An 18,838-nucleotide genomic window follows, 5' to 3' on the forward strand; every position below is an offset into this window, starting at 1 on the left:
TACAGCAAGAGGTACTAGAGCAAAAACATGACAAAGAAGAAAGATATCGACGTTCTCCGCGTGACGCACCTGCGTGGCCCGAACATCTGGACCTACCGCCCCGTCATCGAAGCCTGGCTCGATATCGGCGAGCTTGAAAACTTCCCCTCAAACACGATTCCCGGCCTGTACGAACGACTGACCGCGCTGCTGCCGGGCATGGTGGAGCACCGTTGCGGCGTGGGCGAGCGCGGCGGCTTCTTCGAACGCCTGCGCGAAGGTACCTACGCCGGCCACATCCTCGAACACGTGGTGCTGGAACTGCAGAACCTGGCAGGCATGCGTACCGGCTTCGGCCAGACGCGCCAGACCGCGGAGGGCAGCGGCATCTACAAGATGGCCTTCCGCACCCGGCAGGAGAATGTCGGCCGCGCCGCGCTGGCCGCCGGCCGCGACCTGTTGATGGCCTGCATCGAAGACCGGCCGTATGACCTGCAGGGCGCCGTCGACAAGCTGACCGACATGGTCGAACGCCTGTGCCTCGGCCCGTCCACCAACAGCATCGTCGAAGCCGCGACCGACCGCGCCGTGCCGCACATCCGCCTGACCGACGGCAACCTGGTGCAACTGGGCCACGGTGCCCGCCAGCGCCGCATCTGGACCGCGGAAACGGACAATACTAGCGCCATCGCCGAAGGCATCGCCAGCGACAAGGACATGACCAAGGGCATCCTGGCTTCCTGCGGCGTGCCGGTGCCCGAAGGCGCGCTGGTCGACAGCGAGGACGAAGCCTGGGAAGAAGCCCAGGACATCGGCCTGCCCGTCGTCGTCAAGCCGTCGGACGCCAACCACGGCCGCGGCGTGACGCTGAACCTCACCAGCGAAGCGGATGTGCGCAAGGCCTTCCACATCGCCATCGAACGGGGCGACAGCTCGTCGGTGATCGTCGAGCGCTATGTGGTCGGCGACGAGCACCGCCTGCTGGTTGTCGGCCGCAAGGTGGTGGCCGCGTCGCGCGGCGAATCCGTGTGGATCACGGCCGATGGGCAGTCCACGGTCACCCAGCTGGTGAATGCGCAGATCAATTCCGACCCGCGCCGCGGGCCGAACGAGGAACATCCGCTGAACCCGGTCGAACCGGAAACCTCGCCGGAAGTGCAGCTGGTCCTGAAAGGCCAGGGCCTGGCGCACGATGCGGTGCCGGAAGCGGGCCGCAAGGTGCTCATCGCCATCAACGGCAATGTCGCCAACGACGTGACCGACCTGGTGCATCCCGCCGTCGCCGAGATGGCCGCGCTGGCCGCCCGCGCCGTGGGGCTGGACATCGCCGGCATCGACCTGGTGGCGCAGGACATCTCCCGCCCGCTGGAAGAGCAGGGCGGCGCCATCATCGAAGTCAATGCCAGCCCGGGCCTGCTGGCGCACCTGAAGCCTGCGCCGGGCGGCACCCCGCGGCCGGTGGGCGCGGCGATCGTCGAGGAGCTGTTCGCGCAGGGCGAAAATGGCCGCATCCCGATCGTCGGCGTCGCCGGCACCTGCCACACGGCGCTGATCGCCCGCCTCACCGCGTGGCAGCTGCAGGTCTCCGGCCGCTATGTCGGCGTGGCCTGCGAGGAAGGCGTGTACCTGAACGGGCGCAAGATCGCGCGCGGCCCGCTCACCGAATGGGAATCCGGCCAGCGCCTCCTGCTGAACAAGAACGTCGAATCGGCCGTGTTCGCCAACGGCAACCGCATGATCCTGACCGAAGGCCTGGCCTACGACCGCTGCACGGTCGGCGTCGTGACCGACACGCGCGGCCACGACCGGCTGGGCGAGTTCTATATCGACGAGCCGGAGCAGATGTACCGCGTGCTGCGCACGCAGGTCGACGTGATCCTGTCCGATGGCGTGGCCGTGCTCAATGCCGGCGACGACCAGGTCGCGGACATGGCCCGCCTGTGCGATGGCGACGTGCTGTTCTACGCCGTCCACGAAGATGCCGCGCCGCTAGCGGCGCACCGGGCCGAAGGCGGGCGGGCCGTGTTTGGCCGCGGCGGTTCCTTCGTGATGGCGATCGGCGCCGACGAGGTGGCCGAATTGCCGGCCAGCTGCCTGCCGAACGACGCCGACGAGTGCCGCGAAGCCGTGCTGGCCGCGATCGGCACCGGCTGGGCGCTCGGCCTGTCGCCGGACCTGATCGCCGCCGCGCTGCGCACGTTCGAATGGAAGAACCGGGCAGCATGATCGCACCGACCACCGCCCGCAAAGAAGAACACCACACAGGAATCAGTACATGGAAGTGATCCGCACCCGCGCGCTGCGCGGCCCGAACCTCTGGAGCCACCATACCGCCATCGAGGCGATTGTTTCGTGCACGCCGGAAGAACTGGCGGCCGACCGGCTGCCCGGCTTCGAAGTCAGGCTGCGCGCGCGCTTTCCCCGCATCGGCCAGTTCCAGCCGCACGGCCACTCCGAGGCCGTGCCGCTGGCGCACGTGCTCGAGCTGACGGCGCTGGCATTGCAGGCGGAGGCCGGGTGCCCCGTCACGTTCAGCCGCACCACCGCGACGGTCGAGGAAGGCATCTTCCAGATGGTGGTCGAATACACCGAGGAAGAAGTGGGCCGCCTGGCCGTGGAGCTGGCCGAGAAACTGGTCAATTCCGCGCTGCAGGATACGCCGTTCGACCTGACCGCCGCACTGACCGAACTGCGCGACCTGGACGAGGACGTGCGCCTTGGGCCCAGCACGGGCGCGATCGTGTACGCCGCCGTGGCCCGCAAGATCCCTTACCGCCGCATGACGTCCGGCTCGATGGTGGCCTTCGGCTGGGGCAGCAAGCAGCGCCGCATCCAGGCCGCCGAAATCGATTCGACCAGCGCGATCGCCGAGAACATCGCGCAGGACAAGGAACTGACGAAGAAACTGCTGGACGCGGCCGGCGTGCCGGTGCCGGTCGGCCGCACTGTCGACAGCGCCGAGGAAGCGTGGACCGTGGCGCAGCAGATCGGCCTGCCCGTGGTGATCAAGCCGAAGGACGGCAACCAGGGCAAGGGCGTGACCGTCAACATCACCACCGAGGAACAGACGCATGCCGCCTTCAACACGGCACGCGAATTCCGCGACGACATCATGGTCGAGCGCTTCCTGCCCGGCCATGACTACCGCCTGCTCGTCATCGGCAACAAGCTGGTGGCGGCGGCGCGGCGCGATCCGCCGCACGTCGTTGGCGATGGCGTGCATTCGGTGCGCGAACTGGTCGACATCGTCAATGCCGACCCGCGCCGCGGCAGCGGCCACGCCACCTCGCTGACCAAGATCCGCTTCGACGACATCGCCCGGGCGCGCCTGGAACAGCAGGGGCTGGCCGCGGACTCGGTGCCGCCGCAGGGCCAGCGCGTCATCCTGCGCAACAACGCCAACCTGTCCACCGGCGGCAGCGCCACCGACGTGACGGACGACGTGCATCCCGAAGTGGCGGCACGCGCCGTGGAAGCGGCGCAGATGATCGGCCTGGACATCTGCGGCGTGGATGTCGTCGTCGATTCCGTGCTGCGCCCGATCGAGGAACAGAACGGCGGCGTGGTCGAAGTCAACGCGGCACCCGGCCTGCGCATGCACCTGTCGCCGTCGTACGGCAAAGGCCGGCCGATCGGCGAGGCCATCGTCGGCACGCTGTTCGGCGAGGGCGAGGATGGCCGCATTCCCGTGGTGGCGGTGACCGGCACCAACGGCAAGACCACCACCGTGCGCCTGATCGCCCACCTGATCGCCTCGTCCGGCCTGCGCGTGGGCATGACCAACACGGACGGCGTGTACGTCAACGGCCGCCAGATCGACAGCGGCGACTGCTCCGGCCCGCGCAGCGCGCGCAACGTGCTGCAGCACCCGGACGTGGATGCGGCCGTGTTCGAGACGGCGCGCGGCGGCATCCTGCGCGAAGGCCTGGCCTTCGACCGCTGCAAGGTGGCCGTGGTGACCAATATCGGCGCCGGCGATCACCTCGGCCTGAACTACATCACTACGGTCGAAGACCTCGCGGTTCTGAAACGCGTGATCGTGCAGAACGTCGATGAAAACGGCTGGGCCGTGCTGAACGCCACCGACCCAATCGTGGCGGCCATGGCCAGCGCCTCGAAGGGCAAGGTGATGTTCTTCGGCGCCGACCGCTATCATCCGGTGGTCGCTACGCACGTGGCGCAGGGCCGCCGCACCGTGTTCGTCGACCGGGGCGACCTGGTGGCCAAGGAAGGCAAGTTCGAGCAGCGCATCGCGCTTGCCGACGTCCCGCTCACCCGCAACGGCACCATCGGCTTCCAGGTCGAGAACGCGATGGCGGCGGTGGCGGCGGCCTGGGGCGCCGGCATCGACTGGCAATCGATCCGCCTGGGCCTGAAGACCTTCAACACGGACAGCCACAACGCGCCGGGCCGCTTCAACGTGTTCGACTACCGCGGCGCCACCGTGATCGCCGACTACGGCCACAATCCGGATGCGATGCTCGCACTGGTGCAGGCCGTGGAATCCATCCCGGCCAGGCGCCGCTCGGTGGTGATCTCCGGCGCCGGCGACCGCCGCGACGAGGACATCAGCCAGCAGACGGAAATCCTCGGCAAGGCGTTCGACGAGGTGGTGCTGTACCAGGACCAGTGCCAGCGCGGCCGCGCCGACGGCGAAGTGATCGCGCTGCTGCGCCAGGGCCTGGCCGGCGCCACCCGCACCTCGCATGTCGACGAGATCGATGGCGAATTCGTCGCGATCGACACGGCCATGGAGCGGCTGGGCGAGGGCGACCTGTGCCTGATCCTGATCGACCAGGTGGAAGACGCGCTCGCGCATATCGCCAAGCGGGTCGCCGCGGGCTGACCGCCCAGCGCGGCGGCCGGTAGCGCCTTTCAGAGAAGCCACCCCCGGTGCAAATTCAGGGGTCAGACCCGGTGGGTCTGACCCCGGCAGTTCGTCCTTGGGGTGAATGCCTGCGCTACAGACATATTAAGGTCCCACCACTCCGCCTCGCAGCCGGCTGACTATTTGCATGCCCGGCATTGACCACGCACCGCGACGCCTCTAGGATTCCCGCATCCCGACTACCAAGGTGATCCATGATCCGTCGTCCCCTGCGCCTCCTGGCGATTGCCGCACTGCTCGCCGCGAGCCAGCCTCATTTCGTCGCGAACGCGGCACCCTCCGAAGTCCGCCTGCTGAAAGCGGCACCCGCCGCCAGTCCGCTTTCCGTCACGCTGGACCGCCCCGACTGGACCTACAAGACCGGCGAGCGCGCCACCGTGCGCATCCGCCTCGATGTGACGCCGTATCCGTCCGAAGGCATCCCGGTGCGCTACCGCCTGGGGCCCGACATGCTGGAAGGCCAGGAGCGCACCATCGTGGTACCGAAGGAAGGCGTATCGCTGCCCATGCCGGCCCAGGAGCAACCCGGCTTCGTGCGCGCGCTGGTCGAGGCGAGCATGGACGGCAAGGCCGTGAAGGCAATTGCCACCGCGGCATTCAGCCCGCTCGACATCCGTCCCGTGCAAACGGAGCCGGCCGACTTCGACGCGTTCTGGGCGGCGCAGAAGGAACAGCTCGCGAAGGTGGACCCGCAATGGACCCTGGCGCCCGCGCCGGAGCTCTCCACCGCGGCGGTGGAAGTGTCCTATCTTCATTACCAGAACGTGGGGCAGGGTGGCCGACCGACGCGCATCTATGGCGTGCTGGCCGTGCCTCGCGCCGAAGGCCGGTACCCGGCGGTGCTGCACGTGCCCGGCGCCGGCGTGCGCGGCTACAAGGGCGCCGTGGACCAGGCGGCAAAGGGCGCGATCACGCTGCAGATCGGCATCCACGGCATTCCCGTCAACCTGCCGGACGAACTGTATGAGCAGCTGCGCTACGGCGCGCTGGAAAGCTACAACCGCTACAACCTGGACGACCGCGACGCCTATTACTATCGCCGCGTGTACCTGGGGGCGGTGCGCGGCCTGGACTACCTGGTCCAGCACGGCAAATGGGACGGCAAGACGCTGGTCACGCAAGGCGGCAGCCAGGGCGGCCAGCTGGCCATCGTCACCGCCGCGCTCGACCCGCGGGTGACCGCCACCGTGGCCTCGTATCCCGCCTATGCCGACGTGACCGGGTACCTGAAGGGCCGCGCGGGCGGGTGGCCCGGCCTGTTCCGCAAGGACGATGCCGGCAACGTGAAAGACCAGCCCCTCGCGCCCAAGGTGATGACGACCGGCTACTATGACACCGTGAACTTCGCGAAGCGGCTGCGCGCGCCCGTGCTGTTCTACGCCGGCTACAACGACATGGTGACGCCGCCGACCTCCACCTTCGCCGTCTACAACGTGATCCCGTCGCCGCGCGAGATCGTGATCGAACCGGAACAGGTGCACCATACGTCGGCGGCACACCAGGCCACCCAGCAGGCGTGGATCCTGAAGCAGGCCGGCAAGCGGTAAGGGCGCTTTGTTTTGGCGGCGCGCCAATCGAAAGCCGCCATGCCGCATGAAAGGAGGCAACCATGCATCCGATTGGACGGGATACAACGAGCGGGAAGCACCGTACGGGCGGCGTGGTGTGGGACCCGGCCTATCCGCTGGACTTCTCCATGTCGGCGGCGCCGGTCTGCCTGGTCACGGATGCGGGTAGCGGGACGCTGAGCGGCTTCGGCTTCGTGACAACGCTGAACGGCGCGCCACCGTCCGTCTTCATTCCCGGCGGCGAGCTGACATTCTCATTCAGCGGATTCGTGCCGGTATCGTCATCGGCGGACCTTGCCTGGACGTCGTACATGGGCGGGCGCGTCGACTTCTTCACCCGGTTGGGCTCTTCCCATATTGAACGCAGCGATCCGCTGGCGATGAACGCCGATGCGATGGGGCAGGGGGCGCCATGGTTGAGCCTTGTCGGCAGCATCTTCAGCGGCGCGACATTGCGCACCACCGTCAACGCGGTCTCGCCGCCTAATTTGGCCTGCCTCGGCCAGTTGCTGGTCGTGGGTGGCGTGGCCGCGCCATGCTTCACGACGCATACCCAGCCCGGCGGTGCTGACCTGGCGTTTTCCGGCAGTTTCACGCAGCCGCAGCCAGGCGACACCAGCCGCGTGTTCGGCACCGCGAACTTCTTCGGCGCGACCGTGACTGGTCCAGCGCGCGAGACGGTATCGTCCGGCGCGATGCGGTAAGGTCGCATAGTTCCGTAGCAGTCGTCGATACCGAAAAACGTTACAGTCGGTATCGAGAAGCCGTGGCACCGCCCGGCCCTCGATGTACATCTCTTCCAAGGCACTGCACCATGTTCTACGCGATGGCTGCCACCGGTGTATTGGCGATCCACCTCGCCTTCATCGCCTTCGTGCTGTTCGGCGGCCTGTTCGTATCGCGGCGCCGCTGGATGGCGGCCATCCACCTCCCGGCCGCGGCGTGGGGATTCCTGGTCGAAACCACCGGCGCCGCATGTCCGCTGACGTCGTGGGAAAACGCGCTGCGCGAACGTGCCGGCATGGCCCGCTATACGGGTGACTTCGTCGAGCGCTGGCTGCTGTCCGTGATCTATCCGGATGGGCTGACCCGCAACGTGCAGTTCGTCCTGGCCGGAACGGTCATCCTGCTCAACCTGCTCATCTACGCGTGGGCGTTCCGCCGGCGCAGGCCGGAACACCCCTGAAAACACTGTATGGAATACTGTACAATACTGTTCATTTACACAGTATTTCGTGATGAGCAAATTCGCGCCAATCGACCTGCAACCGTTCGACCCGCATTCGCGCACTGCACGCGGCCACGGTGGGCTGGCCCTGCGCGATATCGACCCGGAAGCGTGGCGCGACATCCCCGAAGACGTGCTGACCGATGCTCGCACCGACAGTGAAATCGCCCGCGAGTACATCAGCCACGGCGAGCTGCGCCCGAAGTCGGTGGCCAACACGCAGAAGGAGCTGTACCGCTTTCTCACGTGGTGCCGCGAGGAAGCCGGCAAGTCGCTGCGCCAGCTGGGCGTGGCGGACCTGAACGCCTACAAGGAATTCCTCAAGGCGCCCCCGGCGGACTGGATCTCCACGACCAAGTGGCCGCGCAGCGACGAACGCTATCGCCCGTTCTCGGGCCCGCTGTCCGATGCCAGCCGGCGCCAGGCGATGATCGCCGTGAAAGGCTTGCTGGCCTTCGCCGAGCAGACCGGCTACCTGCGCCGCGATCCGGGCGCGCTGGTGAAGAACGTGCGGACCGCAAGCGCCAGCCGCATCACGCGCTACCTGACGCAGGAAGCGATCGGCCTGGCCCTCGCCACCGTGGAATCCCGCCCGGCCGAAACGCCGGCGGCGCTGCGCCGGCGCGAGCGCGACCGCTTCCTGCTGATCGCCTATGCGCATACGGGGGCGCGCCTGAACGAGATCGTTGGCGCCGGCATGGGAGCGATCTACAGCGAAGGCAATGGCCGATGGTGGATCGACGTGGTCGGCAAGGGCCGCAAGCCGCGCCGGCTGCCCGTGCCGGCCGACATGCTCGACGCCTTCCGCCGCTACCGCACCGCCTTCGGCCTGCTGCCACAAACGGGGCGCACCGATACCACGCCTCTGGTGCTGTCCAGCCGCGGCAAGGGCTTGCAGCGCATTACCGATGAAGCGGCCTCCGAAGCACTGAAAGCCGTATTCACTGCCGCGGCCAGCGCGGCCGCCGCGCGCGGCGATAGCGACTCGGCCGCCCAGCTGCGGCAAGCCTCCGCGCACTGGCTGCGCCACAGCATGCTCACCAATCACGCCAACAATGGGGTGCAGTTGAAGACGCTGCAGGAAACCGCGGGGCACGCAAGCATTGCCACCACCGCTGCCTACCTGCACAAGACCGACAATGAGCGGCATGACGAGATCATGGCGTCCGTCGCCGGGAAGAATGTTCTTTGAATCCTGCCGATGGTCGGGCCGGGAGTTGATCATTAGCCCCGGCTAACGTGTGCCTGACAAAAGGGACCAGACCATATCGCGAGGAAGTGCTTGGGCCAAGGCATCGGTTCAATTGCGAATACAGCCGTCATCTTGGTGCCCGGACCGCGGCCATTCTCCTTGCAGGGTTTCAATTGATCACGGTACGTAGACCATATGTACAGTGACGGAACAGCCACTGTCCCCTTCACGAACGCGGACCTGAAGCACAAGGTCACTACGACCTTCTTCCTCGGTCCAGAGATCGACCAGCGCGTCCCAGTGATCCTTCATCCGGATACAAACCGAGGACGCCCATGATTCTTCTGGCAAAGGGATCAGCGTTGCTCCGTACTCTTCGATGTATTCGCGAATCTGCCTGGCTGTCTCTTCGGGCAATGGAGCGACGCCAGGGATCCCGGTCAAAAGGCCGTAGTCCTGGCGAACGAATGCATCGACGATGCTCTTCAGGATTGGACGCCATGCTGACGGTATCGGCCCTTCGCGCTCGGAATTTTTGATGACCTGGCTAGTCATGTGTTCGTCTTGCGGATGCATTGGCATGGCTGGGAATCCTGTGGTGTACTTGCCGCAGTCCTGCTTCGGGTTGGTTGCTGTCGTAAAGTGCGTGTCGGCTTCCGCCCGGAATCGGTCGTTACTGATCGTAGCTTGCTAACCAGCCATCAGTTTCTCGATGCTTCCCAAGCCCAACTGTATTGAATTGATCTCTACCATCGCGCGGCCGCACACCAAGCCAGGCAAGAGCATCATTGATAGCGTTGTCTGAGATGTTGACACCCGCGCCTGTACCGTTTTTTGAAATCAGAACATGAGCTTGCGCGCCACTTCCGCCGAAGAATTCCGCCTCGATATAGGCACTGGGCCGTTGAGAACCCAGCGTCGAGTGCAGTTTCAATATGGCCGCCGGCAACTCCTCGCTGCCTTCATCTGTGAGCGGCAAAAATGGGATGCCGTAGAGCATACGTGTCGTGCTTCCGATAGGGATGATCTCCACTCCAGCATCGAGCCGGATCACTGCCAGTCCATTGGACGGATCGGCGTTAAAAGTGCCCTGCAGAGCGACGAAGGCCTGGATTGAATAACTCATAAGAAAAAAATAGAGCCTTGATATCGCAACAGAAACGCCACGACGGCTGTTGGCTGGTTGCTGCCGTCCAGGTGTACGACGGCTATCGCCGCCAAGCGGACATTTGCATGCGAGTGTTCGCCGCATCATCCCCGCTTCGTCTCGAGCCAGCCGGCGCGATAGAGTCATCAGTCGAACATCGCTAACAGATCGTTTACCAAGTCGGTCCGCCACTCTTCGTCCATCCCGGCCTCAGCAGTCATTAGAAGGAGGTCATATCCTTGTTGAACTTCCCTCGCATCCAGATAGTCGATCTTCTCCAGGATGCGCATCGCTTCGTGTGAAACCTCCCAATTCCCATGGCAAACGAGCTTTGCTAGCCAAAGAAACTTCCCTGAACAGTCGAAGCTCCCAAGACAATTGACTAAGGTGCCTCGTTCATTCGCCAGCTCGTGACGGTCAATAAGTTCGACCAGGATCTTCGGCACTGCCGGATCACCAGTTTCTGCTGCCTTAACCGCAAGAGCGTTTCTTTCAAGGCTGTTGTCCGCAGTGCTCAACTTGTCCAACAATTCGCCTAGGCTATCCATATCTCATCTCGTCACGACACGGCAGCAATGCATCAATGTCCGCTTCTGGCCGAACTCGGCAGTTCGCCGCAGCAAAGCAGGTTGCCGAACCGGAAAAGTCGCATACTGCCACGATGGGCAGCTCCCGCCCCAAAGCAGACCTTGTCGCTGCTACTGATCGGCTTACGCCCAGCGTTTAAATTCAACCATTGAAATGCTAAAACTCGACATGACGCACAGGAACGCCATGCTGCAATGCCAGAGCAAATACCTCTCTGGCTATTGCATCATCCTCGATCAGTAGCACCGTTTGGGACACCTCATTAGTTGGAAGATACCGAGGAGCCTTGATAACGGCTTCTAATACGCACAGGCCTTGTCGGCGACACGTTGCAGCAACATTACGTGCCTCATCTGACAGGAATCGTCCTAGGGGAAGAGTGTGACGGCCACGCAATTCTGCAAGTACCTCATTGAGCGGCAATGACGCGTACTCAGGCACTGTACGTCGCGCAGCCATCAGTTCGGCGTTCGACGGCCCTACGGAACCGAAGGTCAACGAAAGATCGACATAATGGCCACTGAGGCATTGCAGTACCCACCCTGGCTGAGAGCCGTCCCATAGGTATTGATAATTTTCCACGCTTGGAATTTCGTTCATGATCAGCTATTCATGCAGTGAACTTGAAGGTCCGCTCCTGGGCCGATTGCTGCCGTCCAGTGTACGGCAGCACCGCCCCCATTGCGGACATTCGCCAGTCGACAGTACCGTACCTATCGCGTCTGGGGCGTTTGCGTCTCATATGCTGCGTACGGGCCGATGAAAACGAAGTTGGCCCGCAATGCCTCGATCATCTTTGACTGCGTGGGAAACTCCGTAACGAAATCCGGCCAAGCCTCTATGACGAAGGCGTCCCACCGGTACGGGTCAAGTTCATGAATTTGGCCATCAGCAATGTCGATGAAGTTGAAGCCACGGATTCTCACGTCCGCGACTGCCTTGAACGCTGCAGCCTCACGACTATCAGCGCCTACGAAAACTGGAACATACGCTCCAATCAAGTTAGCGGGCATTTCGGTGTTCGTGCCACGTCCGACATGCAATGTCATGCGATACAACTTATCGCTTTTTACGGCAGATTTTTGCTCGAAAGATTTGAACATTTGACAAGCGAGGTAGGTATGTGAACGACTGCTCCCGGCCGGTTTCGGGAGGTCAAGCAGCATAACAGGTTGCCAAGCTGAAAAACTATCAGACTGTCACGTCAGGCCGCTCCCGACCCTGAGAGACGTTGCCGCGCTTGCTGCTGAAGCCGCTCGACGGGCCAGATTCGACCCGCCACATAAATCCCATTACCGCTTGACGTTGACGTTACGTCAGGCAATACAATGAATTTATGGCTGATCTACTTGACATCACTGAAGTCACCCGAATGACGGGGCTGACTGCGCGGGCGCTCAGATTCTATGAAGCCCGAGGGCTTTTGCAAGCTGTGCGAGATTCCTCCGGACGCCGGCAGTACGGGACAGCGCAGCTCGAATCGCTACACCGCATCATGGCAATGAAACGTGCCGGGTTAACGCTGGCGCAAATTCAATCCATGACTGCAGGCCCGCGCCCCGACTTGCATTCGATCGTGGCTGCCCAAATCCAGGTACTCGAGGCGCGCGAGCGCGAAGTCGCCGCCGCAAGAGAATTGCTTGCATCCATTTTGTCCCGCATCGAGCGTAGCGAGCCAATCGATGTCGCGACATTCTGCTCGCTGATACGACAAGGAGAAAACGCGATGTCTCAAGTAAAACTCGATGCACTGGCTTCCCAATACATGAGCCCCGAGCAGAACCTGGCGTTCAAGGAAGCAGTGCAAGCACTGCCGGCCGACTTCGATGCCGAAGCCCATGACAAGAAGTGGCAGGCGCTCAGTGCGCGGATCAAGGCAGCGCTTTCACTCGATCCAGCGAGCCCCGCTGCCCAGGCCTTCCTCGATGAATGGGATGAATTGGCTGCGCCCTACATCGCCGCATGTTCGGCAGAGGCATTGAAGGGCGTCAGCAACATGCATGAGCACATCGAGGAATGGGACCGCGAAATCGACGGGCCATTCGATGCGGAAGTGTTCAGGTTTCATCAGGCGGCGCAGAGGGCACGTGACGTGATGCACGGACCTGCGGATCGATAGGGGCGCGAAATGCGTAATACGAGTAAGACATTAAGCAGCCTTGTCGTAGGCCTGATAGCCTGGATGGCCCTTGCGGCTCTTGGTAACCTGGCACTACGCATCGGTGTGCCAGGTTACGCGCTGGTCGAACCGGCCATGCAGTTCTCGTCAATGATGCTCTGCATGCGCTTGTTGGTGGGCGTGGCCGCAACGCTGACGGCGGGAATGCTCGCGGGATACCTCGACCGATCAGGAAATGCTGGCCTTCTGCTGGGGGCATTGTTCGTGCTGCTGTTCGGCGCAAATCATGTCTACCTTTGGACCGAATTCCCTGTCTGGTTCCACCTGACTTTCCTCGCTTACCTGCTGCCCGCTACAGTAGCCGGAGCCAACGTGGGCAAGCAAATGCGCAGACAGCGCCACGCATGTCGGCAGCCTTCGCAACGAGCCTAGGTCATTGTCGATCGGATAAGCTGCCTGCTCATCGAGAGCAGGTAGCAATCGTCCAATAGCAATTTCCTCAGCAGCGAACGCCGCTTGCAGATCATTGGTCTGCTCTTGGCGGTTCGCTGAAGTCCAGCGGACCGCAGCTGCCGCCCCATCGCATATGCACTCACGAAGCCGTGCGGTATGCTTCCAGTCTATTTGCCCGGGCGCGGAGCCGGCACAGCATATTCCCCGCATATCCTGGAGACAATCGAAATGTACTCGGCCATCGTTGGCAGGCCGACCTCGGCGCGACGTTTGTCAACGCCGGCTTCGTTCTCGATCGGGCGTGGCACCCATCGGGTAGAGTCCACGCAGGTGCCCTGGGTGCCATACCGCTGCGGTTCATGGACGCGGTCATACAGGTAAGCATATTCCTTGCGGGTGGCTTCGCCGGAGTCGAGCAGTTTCTCGATCCGCGCCAGTACGTCGACCTGGAACGCCCGGTCCTGGTCTGCATGCTGGGCCAGCAACCAGGCAGCTCCCGCTGCGTCACCACCGACCAGCGAGATGGTTGGCCAGCCAACCTGTGCGACGATCTCCTTGAGCCGCGCCGTATTTGCCGCATCCACGCGTCCCATTGCCTGCGGATCCATGACGCCACCCACGCCGCGTGCGCGCTGGTCTTCTGCGCGCATGCGCAGGAGTTCCTCTCGCAGGTCGGGCCGGGCCGGCGTGTCGGCAGCATGAAGAGGTGCGGCCACTAACAGCAGACAAAACAATCCCGAAGCTTTCGTCATGAAAGTATCCTTCTGGCAACTAATTAGTGTAAGTCTGCCACAAGTCTTTTAAACACGACAGAAGTCGCCACGCTGTGCCAGCGGCAATACCGCTCAGCACACACGGTTGCTTCGTTGAAGACGCAGCCTGAAACCGGGCCCGGAAAGGTGCTGGGATAGTGGAGAAAAAGACACTGACGACCATGCGGATGATCGCGTTGATTCAGCGCAGTTCGGCGTAGCCGTGGTGGGCAGCGTCCCGTTCCAGTCCGGCGATCCTGGCGTAGTCGCTCACGCCGCGATGGGCAAAGCCCCGTATGCGCAGCCCGCTCATCGCCTCCCGCAAGCGCGGACCCGGGTCCAGCAGCGCGCTGCGCAATTGCCGCACCAAGGAATGTGGCACGGCACTTCCGGCGATCAGCGGCAGGCCCGGCGAAGCGGCGGTGAATCCCAGGACTACCAAACCAGCCAAGGCGGCCGGGTCTTCCTGCTGCAGGTAGGCATGCGTGACGCAGTCGATCGCGGCTACGTCCGCCACACCCTCGCGCACCATGCGCACGCTGGCCGCATGGCTGCCGGACCATTCGATGGCGCCGAAGAAGCGGCCGTCCCGGGCCAGCGGCGCCACCGCGTGCCGCAGCGCGTTCATCCCGCTGTTCGAATGCCGCTCGTTCACGGCGGCGACCTTGCCGCGTGCATCCTCCAGCGTACGGATGCCGCTACCGGCGCGTGCCACCAGCACGCTGGAATAGTCGCTGCCGGCGCAGCCGGGGACGTCGAAGCAGGGCGTGGCGACCAACGTCGCGTGGCATCGCAGGGCCACCAGATAAGGATAGCCGCAAGTTTGCGATACCAGCAGGTCGGGCCGGCGCCAGAAGTCCAGCAGCGCGCCGGGGTCGTCGACCAGCTCGACCGCGGCGGTTACGTCGGCCTCCACCAACAGGACTTCCAGCAGGGCGTTGTATCCCTCCCGCAGCCGGGCCGAGACGTTGTACATCGGCAGGGCGGCGCGCCATGTCATGTCGGCACTCCCGGGTGCACCGGCGCGTCGACCGGCCGCAAGCCGTAACGGCGCATCAGGCCGGCGTAGCCCTGCACGTGGAACCCGCCGCTGCGGGCCTGGTAGGCGGCGCGCCGCGCCCGGTACACGCGGGGCAGCAGATACCAGGGCAGCGACGGCAGGTCGTGATGCACCAGGTGCAGGTTATTGTTCAGGAACAGCAGCCGCAGTATCGGTCCCGCTTCGTTCAGCACGATGCGCTGCTTGTGCTGCGCGGCGGGCCGGTGTTCGTAGTACGAGCGGATCATCGACAGCGATTGCGCCGGATAGGCGATCGCCAGCAGGTAATACACGGGCGTCACGCCGAAGCTGCGGTCGATCCACCACAACAGCGCGGCCAGCATGGCGAAGTGGCCGAGCCACATCGGCACGTAGCGCCAGTCGCCGCGCAGTGGCTGGCGTACCGCCTCGGCCAGCATGGTCGCGATCGAGATCGCCGGCCCCACCAGCATGCGCCCCGCGAACGTCTTGTTGAACCAGTACAGCCGGCGCAGCGGCGTGCTCATGTCCGCCCAGTCGGCCGGCGCCACGTAATAGCTTTCGGTATCGAGGGCCGGCAGCGTCAGATGGGCATCGACGTGATGCTGCAGGTGGCTGTCCCGGTACAGGCGGTACGGATACCAGACTGCCAGCGGCGCCAGGCCGAACAGGCGGTTGACGGCGGGCCAGCTGGTCGGGTGGCCGTGGATCAGCTCATGCTGCAGCGACAGGTACCACGCGCACCACCAGATCATCAGCACCGTGCCGAGCGGTGCACCCAGCGATTGCCAGGACGCGAGCGTGCCCAGCCAGCCGCCGTGGATGACGGCGATGAGCAGCCAGGTCGGCCATTCGGCCAGCCACAGCGGTCGCGCGCGCTCCGCCGCCACCTGGCGCCGGTGGGCGTCGTCCAGGTATTCCGCGCGGTGCGGACCGGCGCACACATTGCCCCCGCGGAGCGAGAGTGGCTGTGTGGCGTCCGATCGGCCCCGGGCAAGTGAAGCTTCATCCGATTTTCCTTATGCGTTTTTCACATGTGGCGAGCTTCGCCATGTGTGGAAAAAGTATAAGTAACGGACGGCCCTGTTGAATACGAAGATTAACGCGCGTGCTTATGCGTGTTTCGGCATTAGGGCAGCGCCAGCATGCCGCCCACGATCGCCGTGCCGGCCAGTGCGCCCGCAGCGCCGGACACCAGCGCGGCCGTGCGCGCCGGCACCGCGAAGAGCCGGCCGATGCCGAGACCCGCATGCAGGCAGACGGCCGCCACCGCCAGGAAGTAGTAGGGCACGAAGAATGCGATCGCCGGCCAGGCCTGCAAGCCCGCCGCGGCAAAGCTGATATCGGTATCGAGCCCCAGGCCCAGCCGGCCCCACAGGACCGCGGCCACATGCACGAGCAGGAAAAACAACAGATAATAGCCACTGGCCGCGGCGAGCAGTCCGGCACGGCCAGCGCTCGTGGTGCGACGCCGGGCCAGCACGGGCCCCGTCGCCAGCTGCGCCAGCACCGCAGCCAGCAGCAGCGCTTCCACCAGCGGCTGGCGATAGATGCGCCGAAAGACGTCCATGAAGGCAAACGCGCTGGCCGCATCGATGGCCAGCAAGGCATGGTTGACGAGATGAATGCACACGAACGCGGCCAGCACGAGGCCGGCGCAGCGGTGGAGTACCTGGAGGGCGGGGCGGTCGGGCATGGGGTGGTTTCCGGTCATGAAGACGGAGGCATCGTATGACGGCACCAAGCCCCGGTCTTGAACGATTCCGACATGCGGAGACCGGCGTGCTGCTGCCTCCTCCCGGGCACGGCGCCGCGATACGCGCCTACATCCGGCGCGACACCGGCGCCGGATCTACCGCGCACTTGAACCGCTTCCCGGCGCAGCCGTTCTGCACCGTCACGTGGTTCTTGTCGGGCACGGTCCACGATGGCGTGTCGGCGGACGCGCCCGCGCTCGACGCCATCGTCGTCGGTGGCCCGTTCACCCGGCCGGCGAGGACCTTCAGCGCCGGGCGCATCCACGCGTTCACGGTGGTCTTCTTCCCCGACGCCTTCGCGCGCCTTTCCGGCCTCGCACCGGCCAGCCTGGCCGACCGGCTGCTGCCTGCGCGCGACGTGCTGCCGGCGGCGTGGCACGCATTCCTGGACGACATTGCCGCGGCCGGTGATGACGGCCACCGCGTCGCCCGTATGTCGGCATTCCTCGCCGCCAGCGGCGAAACGGCGCCGACGTCCCAGTTCAACTGGCTGCGCCGGTTACGCGAAGCGGCGGGATTCGACCGGCTGTGCGAACGCCAGGTGGAACGCAGGATCCAGCAAGCCACGGGCCAGTCGTTGCGGGCGCTGCGCCGGGCCGAGCGCCTGGAATTGGCACTGCTGGACGCCCGGGAGGCCGCCGCGCACGGTACGCTGCACTGGGCCACATTGGCCGGTGCCAGCGGCTATTCCGACCAGCCCCATCTCGGCCGCGAATGCCGGAAGCTGGCCGGCACCGCCCCGGCCGAGCTGGTCGACCGGCAGGCGCGGGACGAAAGCTACTGGCTGTTCCGCTGCTGGCGGTAAGGACCTGCCGGGAATTCCGCTTGGATAAGCGCACCCCAAGTGCAAGTTCAGGGGTCAGACCCGCCGGGTCTCGTATCTTGAGCGTACCGGCAATTCAGTGGATACTTCCGCTGCAGTTCCGGCCAGGCAAGGTCACACCGCTCGGGATTAAGGCTTCGAGCCTGTGGGTCAGATAGGTGGCCTTGCCTGTTTTTTCATTGAAGTCCGTACGGTATCTTGGGACGGCGTTCTTACGCTAAGCCCGCATACGAGAGAGGAAATGATGGAAATGGCAGTAACCCCGGTAGTTGGCGTTGATGTGAGTAAGAAGAAGCTCGATATTGTTCTGCTGGTCAGTGGCAAAGCGAAATCGAAGACGCTCAGCAATACGCCGGAGGGTTACCAGGAACTGGTTCAATGGTTGGTCAAGCAGAAGGTCTCTCCAGACAGCGCTCACGTGTGTCTGGAAGCGACCGGTGTCTATAGCGAGCCGCTTGCTCTGTGGTTGCACGATGCGGGCATCATGGTGAGCGTCATCAATCCAGGCTGCATCAAAGGTTTTGGGCAGTCCGAAAACATCCGCAACAAAAACGATCAAATTGACGCCGGGCTGATCGCCCGATTCTGTGCTGCGAAGAGGCCGCCAGTTTGGGTGCCACCTCCAAAGGAACAGCGTGAACTCAAGGGTTTGAGCGATCGGCTGCTTGCGCTCAAGGACATCAGGCAACAGGAAAAGAACCGGATGGAAGCTCATGATTTTGCCGGTCAGGGCGACTTGGTGAAAAACGTCGATGAGCACGTAAAATGGCTCGATCAAAAGATCACCGAGCTGGAAAAGGAGATCGACGATCACATCGACAGGCATCCTGGCCTGAAACATGACGCCGATCTGATGCGCAGTATTCCGGGCATTGGCAGCACTACGATAGCTAAGGTCCTGGGCCACATTGGTGACATTAGGCGCTTCGGATCGGCCAAGGCACTTGCGGCATTTATTGGAGTCAGTCCAAAGCAAAAAAGCTCTGGAACATCAGTGCGCGGTCGGACAAGCATGAGCAAGATCGGCAACAATGATCTGCGTAGTGCACTGTACATGCCTGGCATGGTCGCCAAGCGGTACAACACCTTGCTGAAGACCTTTGCCGAGCGCCTGAGCGCCAATGGCATGGCTCCCAAGGCCGTCACCGGCGCCGTCATGCGCAAGCTGGTTCATCTGATTTACGGCGTGGTTTGCTCTGGCAAGCCATTCGACCCGAATTTTTTGAATTCGGGCCTTGCAAAACAAGACGGTATCTGACCCCAGTCCTCCGCCGTTGGGGTGGATGCAGGCGCTTCAACCGTACTCGGTAACGCTTAACTGAAGGG

At 63.8% G+C, this 18,838-nt stretch carries 19 protein-coding genes; 10 read left to right on the plus strand and 9 right to left on the minus strand.

Going from position 1 to position 18,838, the window contains the following annotated elements; translation table 11 throughout:
• Positions 1–27 precede the first annotated feature (27 nt).
• From cphA (OU994_RS16750) to OU994_RS16775, 6 genes are all read left to right on the plus strand, one after another.
• Complete coding sequence (cphA, locus tag OU994_RS16750) at positions 28–2,205, plus strand: cyanophycin synthetase (RefSeq protein ID WP_281606778.1); 2,178 nt, start codon at positions 28–30, stop codon at positions 2,203–2,205.
• A 49-nt stretch (positions 2,206–2,254) separates the two neighbouring features.
• Entirely contained in the window at positions 2,255–4,825 is a 2,571-nt protein-coding gene (gene cphA / locus OU994_RS16755; RefSeq protein ID WP_281606779.1) for a cyanophycin synthetase, read from the plus strand.
• Between the two features lie 236 nt (positions 4,826–5,061).
• On the plus strand, positions 5,062–6,414 hold the full coding sequence (locus tag OU994_RS16760; protein WP_281606780.1) for an acetylxylan esterase: 1,353 nt from the start codon (positions 5,062–5,064) through the stop codon (positions 6,412–6,414).
• 62 nt (positions 6,415–6,476) lie between these two features.
• A complete protein-coding gene (locus tag OU994_RS16765) occupies positions 6,477–7,139 on the plus strand; it encodes a hypothetical protein (RefSeq protein ID WP_281606781.1) in 663 nt (220 codons plus the stop codon).
• Positions 7,140–7,249: 110 nt separating this feature from the next.
• Positions 7,250–7,621 carry a DUF2784 domain-containing protein gene (locus OU994_RS16770; RefSeq protein WP_281606782.1) on the plus strand — a complete coding sequence of 124 codons (372 nt, stop codon included), beginning with the start codon at positions 7,250–7,252 and terminating at the stop codon, positions 7,619–7,621.
• 52 nt (positions 7,622–7,673) lie between these two features.
• On the plus strand, positions 7,674–8,855 hold the full coding sequence (locus OU994_RS16775) for a tyrosine-type recombinase/integrase (RefSeq protein ID WP_281606783.1): 1,182 nt from the start codon (positions 7,674–7,676) through the stop codon (positions 8,853–8,855).
• Between the two features lie 177 nt (positions 8,856–9,032).
• Here the strand turns inward: OU994_RS16775 and OU994_RS16780 are convergent, their stop codons facing one another.
• The 5 genes from OU994_RS16780 to OU994_RS16800 all read right to left on the minus strand — a co-directional run bounded on the left by OU994_RS16780 (position 9,033) and on the right by OU994_RS16800 (position 11,756).
• The gene (locus tag OU994_RS16780; protein WP_281606784.1) at positions 9,033–9,410 is read right to left on the minus strand and encodes a hypothetical protein; all 378 of its coding nucleotides are present in this window, start codon (positions 9,408–9,410) and stop codon (positions 9,033–9,035) included.
• 118 nt (positions 9,411–9,528) lie between these two features.
• Positions 9,529–10,110 (minus strand): hypothetical protein, encoded by a 582-nt coding sequence (locus tag OU994_RS16785; protein ID WP_281606785.1) that lies wholly within the window; start codon positions 10,108–10,110, stop codon positions 9,529–9,531.
• A 38-nt stretch (positions 10,111–10,148) separates the two neighbouring features.
• On the minus strand, positions 10,149–10,550 hold the full coding sequence (locus tag OU994_RS16790) for a hypothetical protein (RefSeq protein WP_281606786.1): 402 nt from the start codon (positions 10,548–10,550) through the stop codon (positions 10,149–10,151).
• Positions 10,551–10,746: 196 nt separating this feature from the next.
• Complete coding sequence (locus tag OU994_RS16795) at positions 10,747–11,190, minus strand: hypothetical protein (protein WP_281606787.1); 444 nt, start codon at positions 11,188–11,190, stop codon at positions 10,747–10,749.
• Between the two features lie 113 nt (positions 11,191–11,303).
• Positions 11,304–11,756, minus strand: coding sequence for a hypothetical protein (locus tag OU994_RS16800; protein ID WP_281606788.1), 453 nt, complete (start codon positions 11,754–11,756; stop codon positions 11,304–11,306).
• Positions 11,757–11,926: 170 nt separating this feature from the next.
• On the opposite strand from OU994_RS16800, the gene OU994_RS16805 reads away from it, so the two are divergent.
• Both OU994_RS16805 and OU994_RS16810 read left to right on the plus strand, forming a co-directional pair.
• Positions 11,927–12,709 (plus strand): MerR family transcriptional regulator, encoded by a 783-nt coding sequence (locus tag OU994_RS16805; RefSeq protein WP_281606789.1) that lies wholly within the window; start codon positions 11,927–11,929, stop codon positions 12,707–12,709.
• A gap of 9 nt (positions 12,710–12,718) precedes the next feature.
• On the plus strand, positions 12,719–13,141 hold the full coding sequence (locus tag OU994_RS16810) for a hypothetical protein (protein ID WP_281606790.1): 423 nt from the start codon (positions 12,719–12,721) through the stop codon (positions 13,139–13,141).
• A gap of 188 nt (positions 13,142–13,329) precedes the next feature.
• Here the strand turns inward: OU994_RS16810 and OU994_RS16815 are convergent, their stop codons facing one another.
• The 4 genes from OU994_RS16815 to OU994_RS16830 form a co-directional block, all read right to left on the minus strand.
• On the minus strand, positions 13,330–13,914 hold the full coding sequence (locus OU994_RS16815; protein WP_281606791.1) for a DUF6624 domain-containing protein: 585 nt from the start codon (positions 13,912–13,914) through the stop codon (positions 13,330–13,332).
• Between the two features lie 202 nt (positions 13,915–14,116).
• A complete protein-coding gene (locus tag OU994_RS16820) occupies positions 14,117–14,914 on the minus strand; it encodes a phosphate/phosphite/phosphonate ABC transporter substrate-binding protein (protein WP_281606792.1) in 798 nt (265 codons plus the stop codon).
• Positions 14,911–15,876 carry a fatty acid desaturase gene (locus OU994_RS16825; protein ID WP_281606793.1) on the minus strand — a complete coding sequence of 322 codons (966 nt, stop codon included), beginning with the start codon at positions 15,874–15,876 and terminating at the stop codon, positions 14,911–14,913. Before OU994_RS16825 ends, OU994_RS16820 begins: the two co-directional genes overlap by 4 nt.
• A 185-nt stretch (positions 15,877–16,061) precedes the next feature.
• Positions 16,062–16,628 carry a hypothetical protein gene (locus OU994_RS16830; protein WP_281606794.1) on the minus strand — a complete coding sequence of 189 codons (567 nt, stop codon included), beginning with the start codon at positions 16,626–16,628 and terminating at the stop codon, positions 16,062–16,064.
• Between the two features lie 86 nt (positions 16,629–16,714).
• Here OU994_RS16830 and OU994_RS16835 point away from each other — a divergent pair, with 86 nt between their 5' ends.
• Both OU994_RS16835 and OU994_RS16840 read left to right on the plus strand, forming a co-directional pair.
• Complete coding sequence (locus tag OU994_RS16835) at positions 16,715–17,494, plus strand: AraC family transcriptional regulator (RefSeq protein WP_281606795.1); 780 nt, start codon at positions 16,715–16,717, stop codon at positions 17,492–17,494.
• A 259-nt stretch (positions 17,495–17,753) separates the two neighbouring features.
• Positions 17,754–18,770, plus strand: coding sequence for an IS110 family transposase (locus OU994_RS16840; protein WP_281606659.1), 1,017 nt, complete (start codon positions 17,754–17,756; stop codon positions 18,768–18,770).
• Positions 18,771–18,838 lie beyond the last annotated feature (68 nt).

It is taken from the genome of Pseudoduganella sp. SL102 (assembly GCF_027856995.1).
Classification (GTDB): Bacteria; Pseudomonadota; Gammaproteobacteria; order Burkholderiales; family Burkholderiaceae_D; genus Rugamonas; species Rugamonas albidiflava.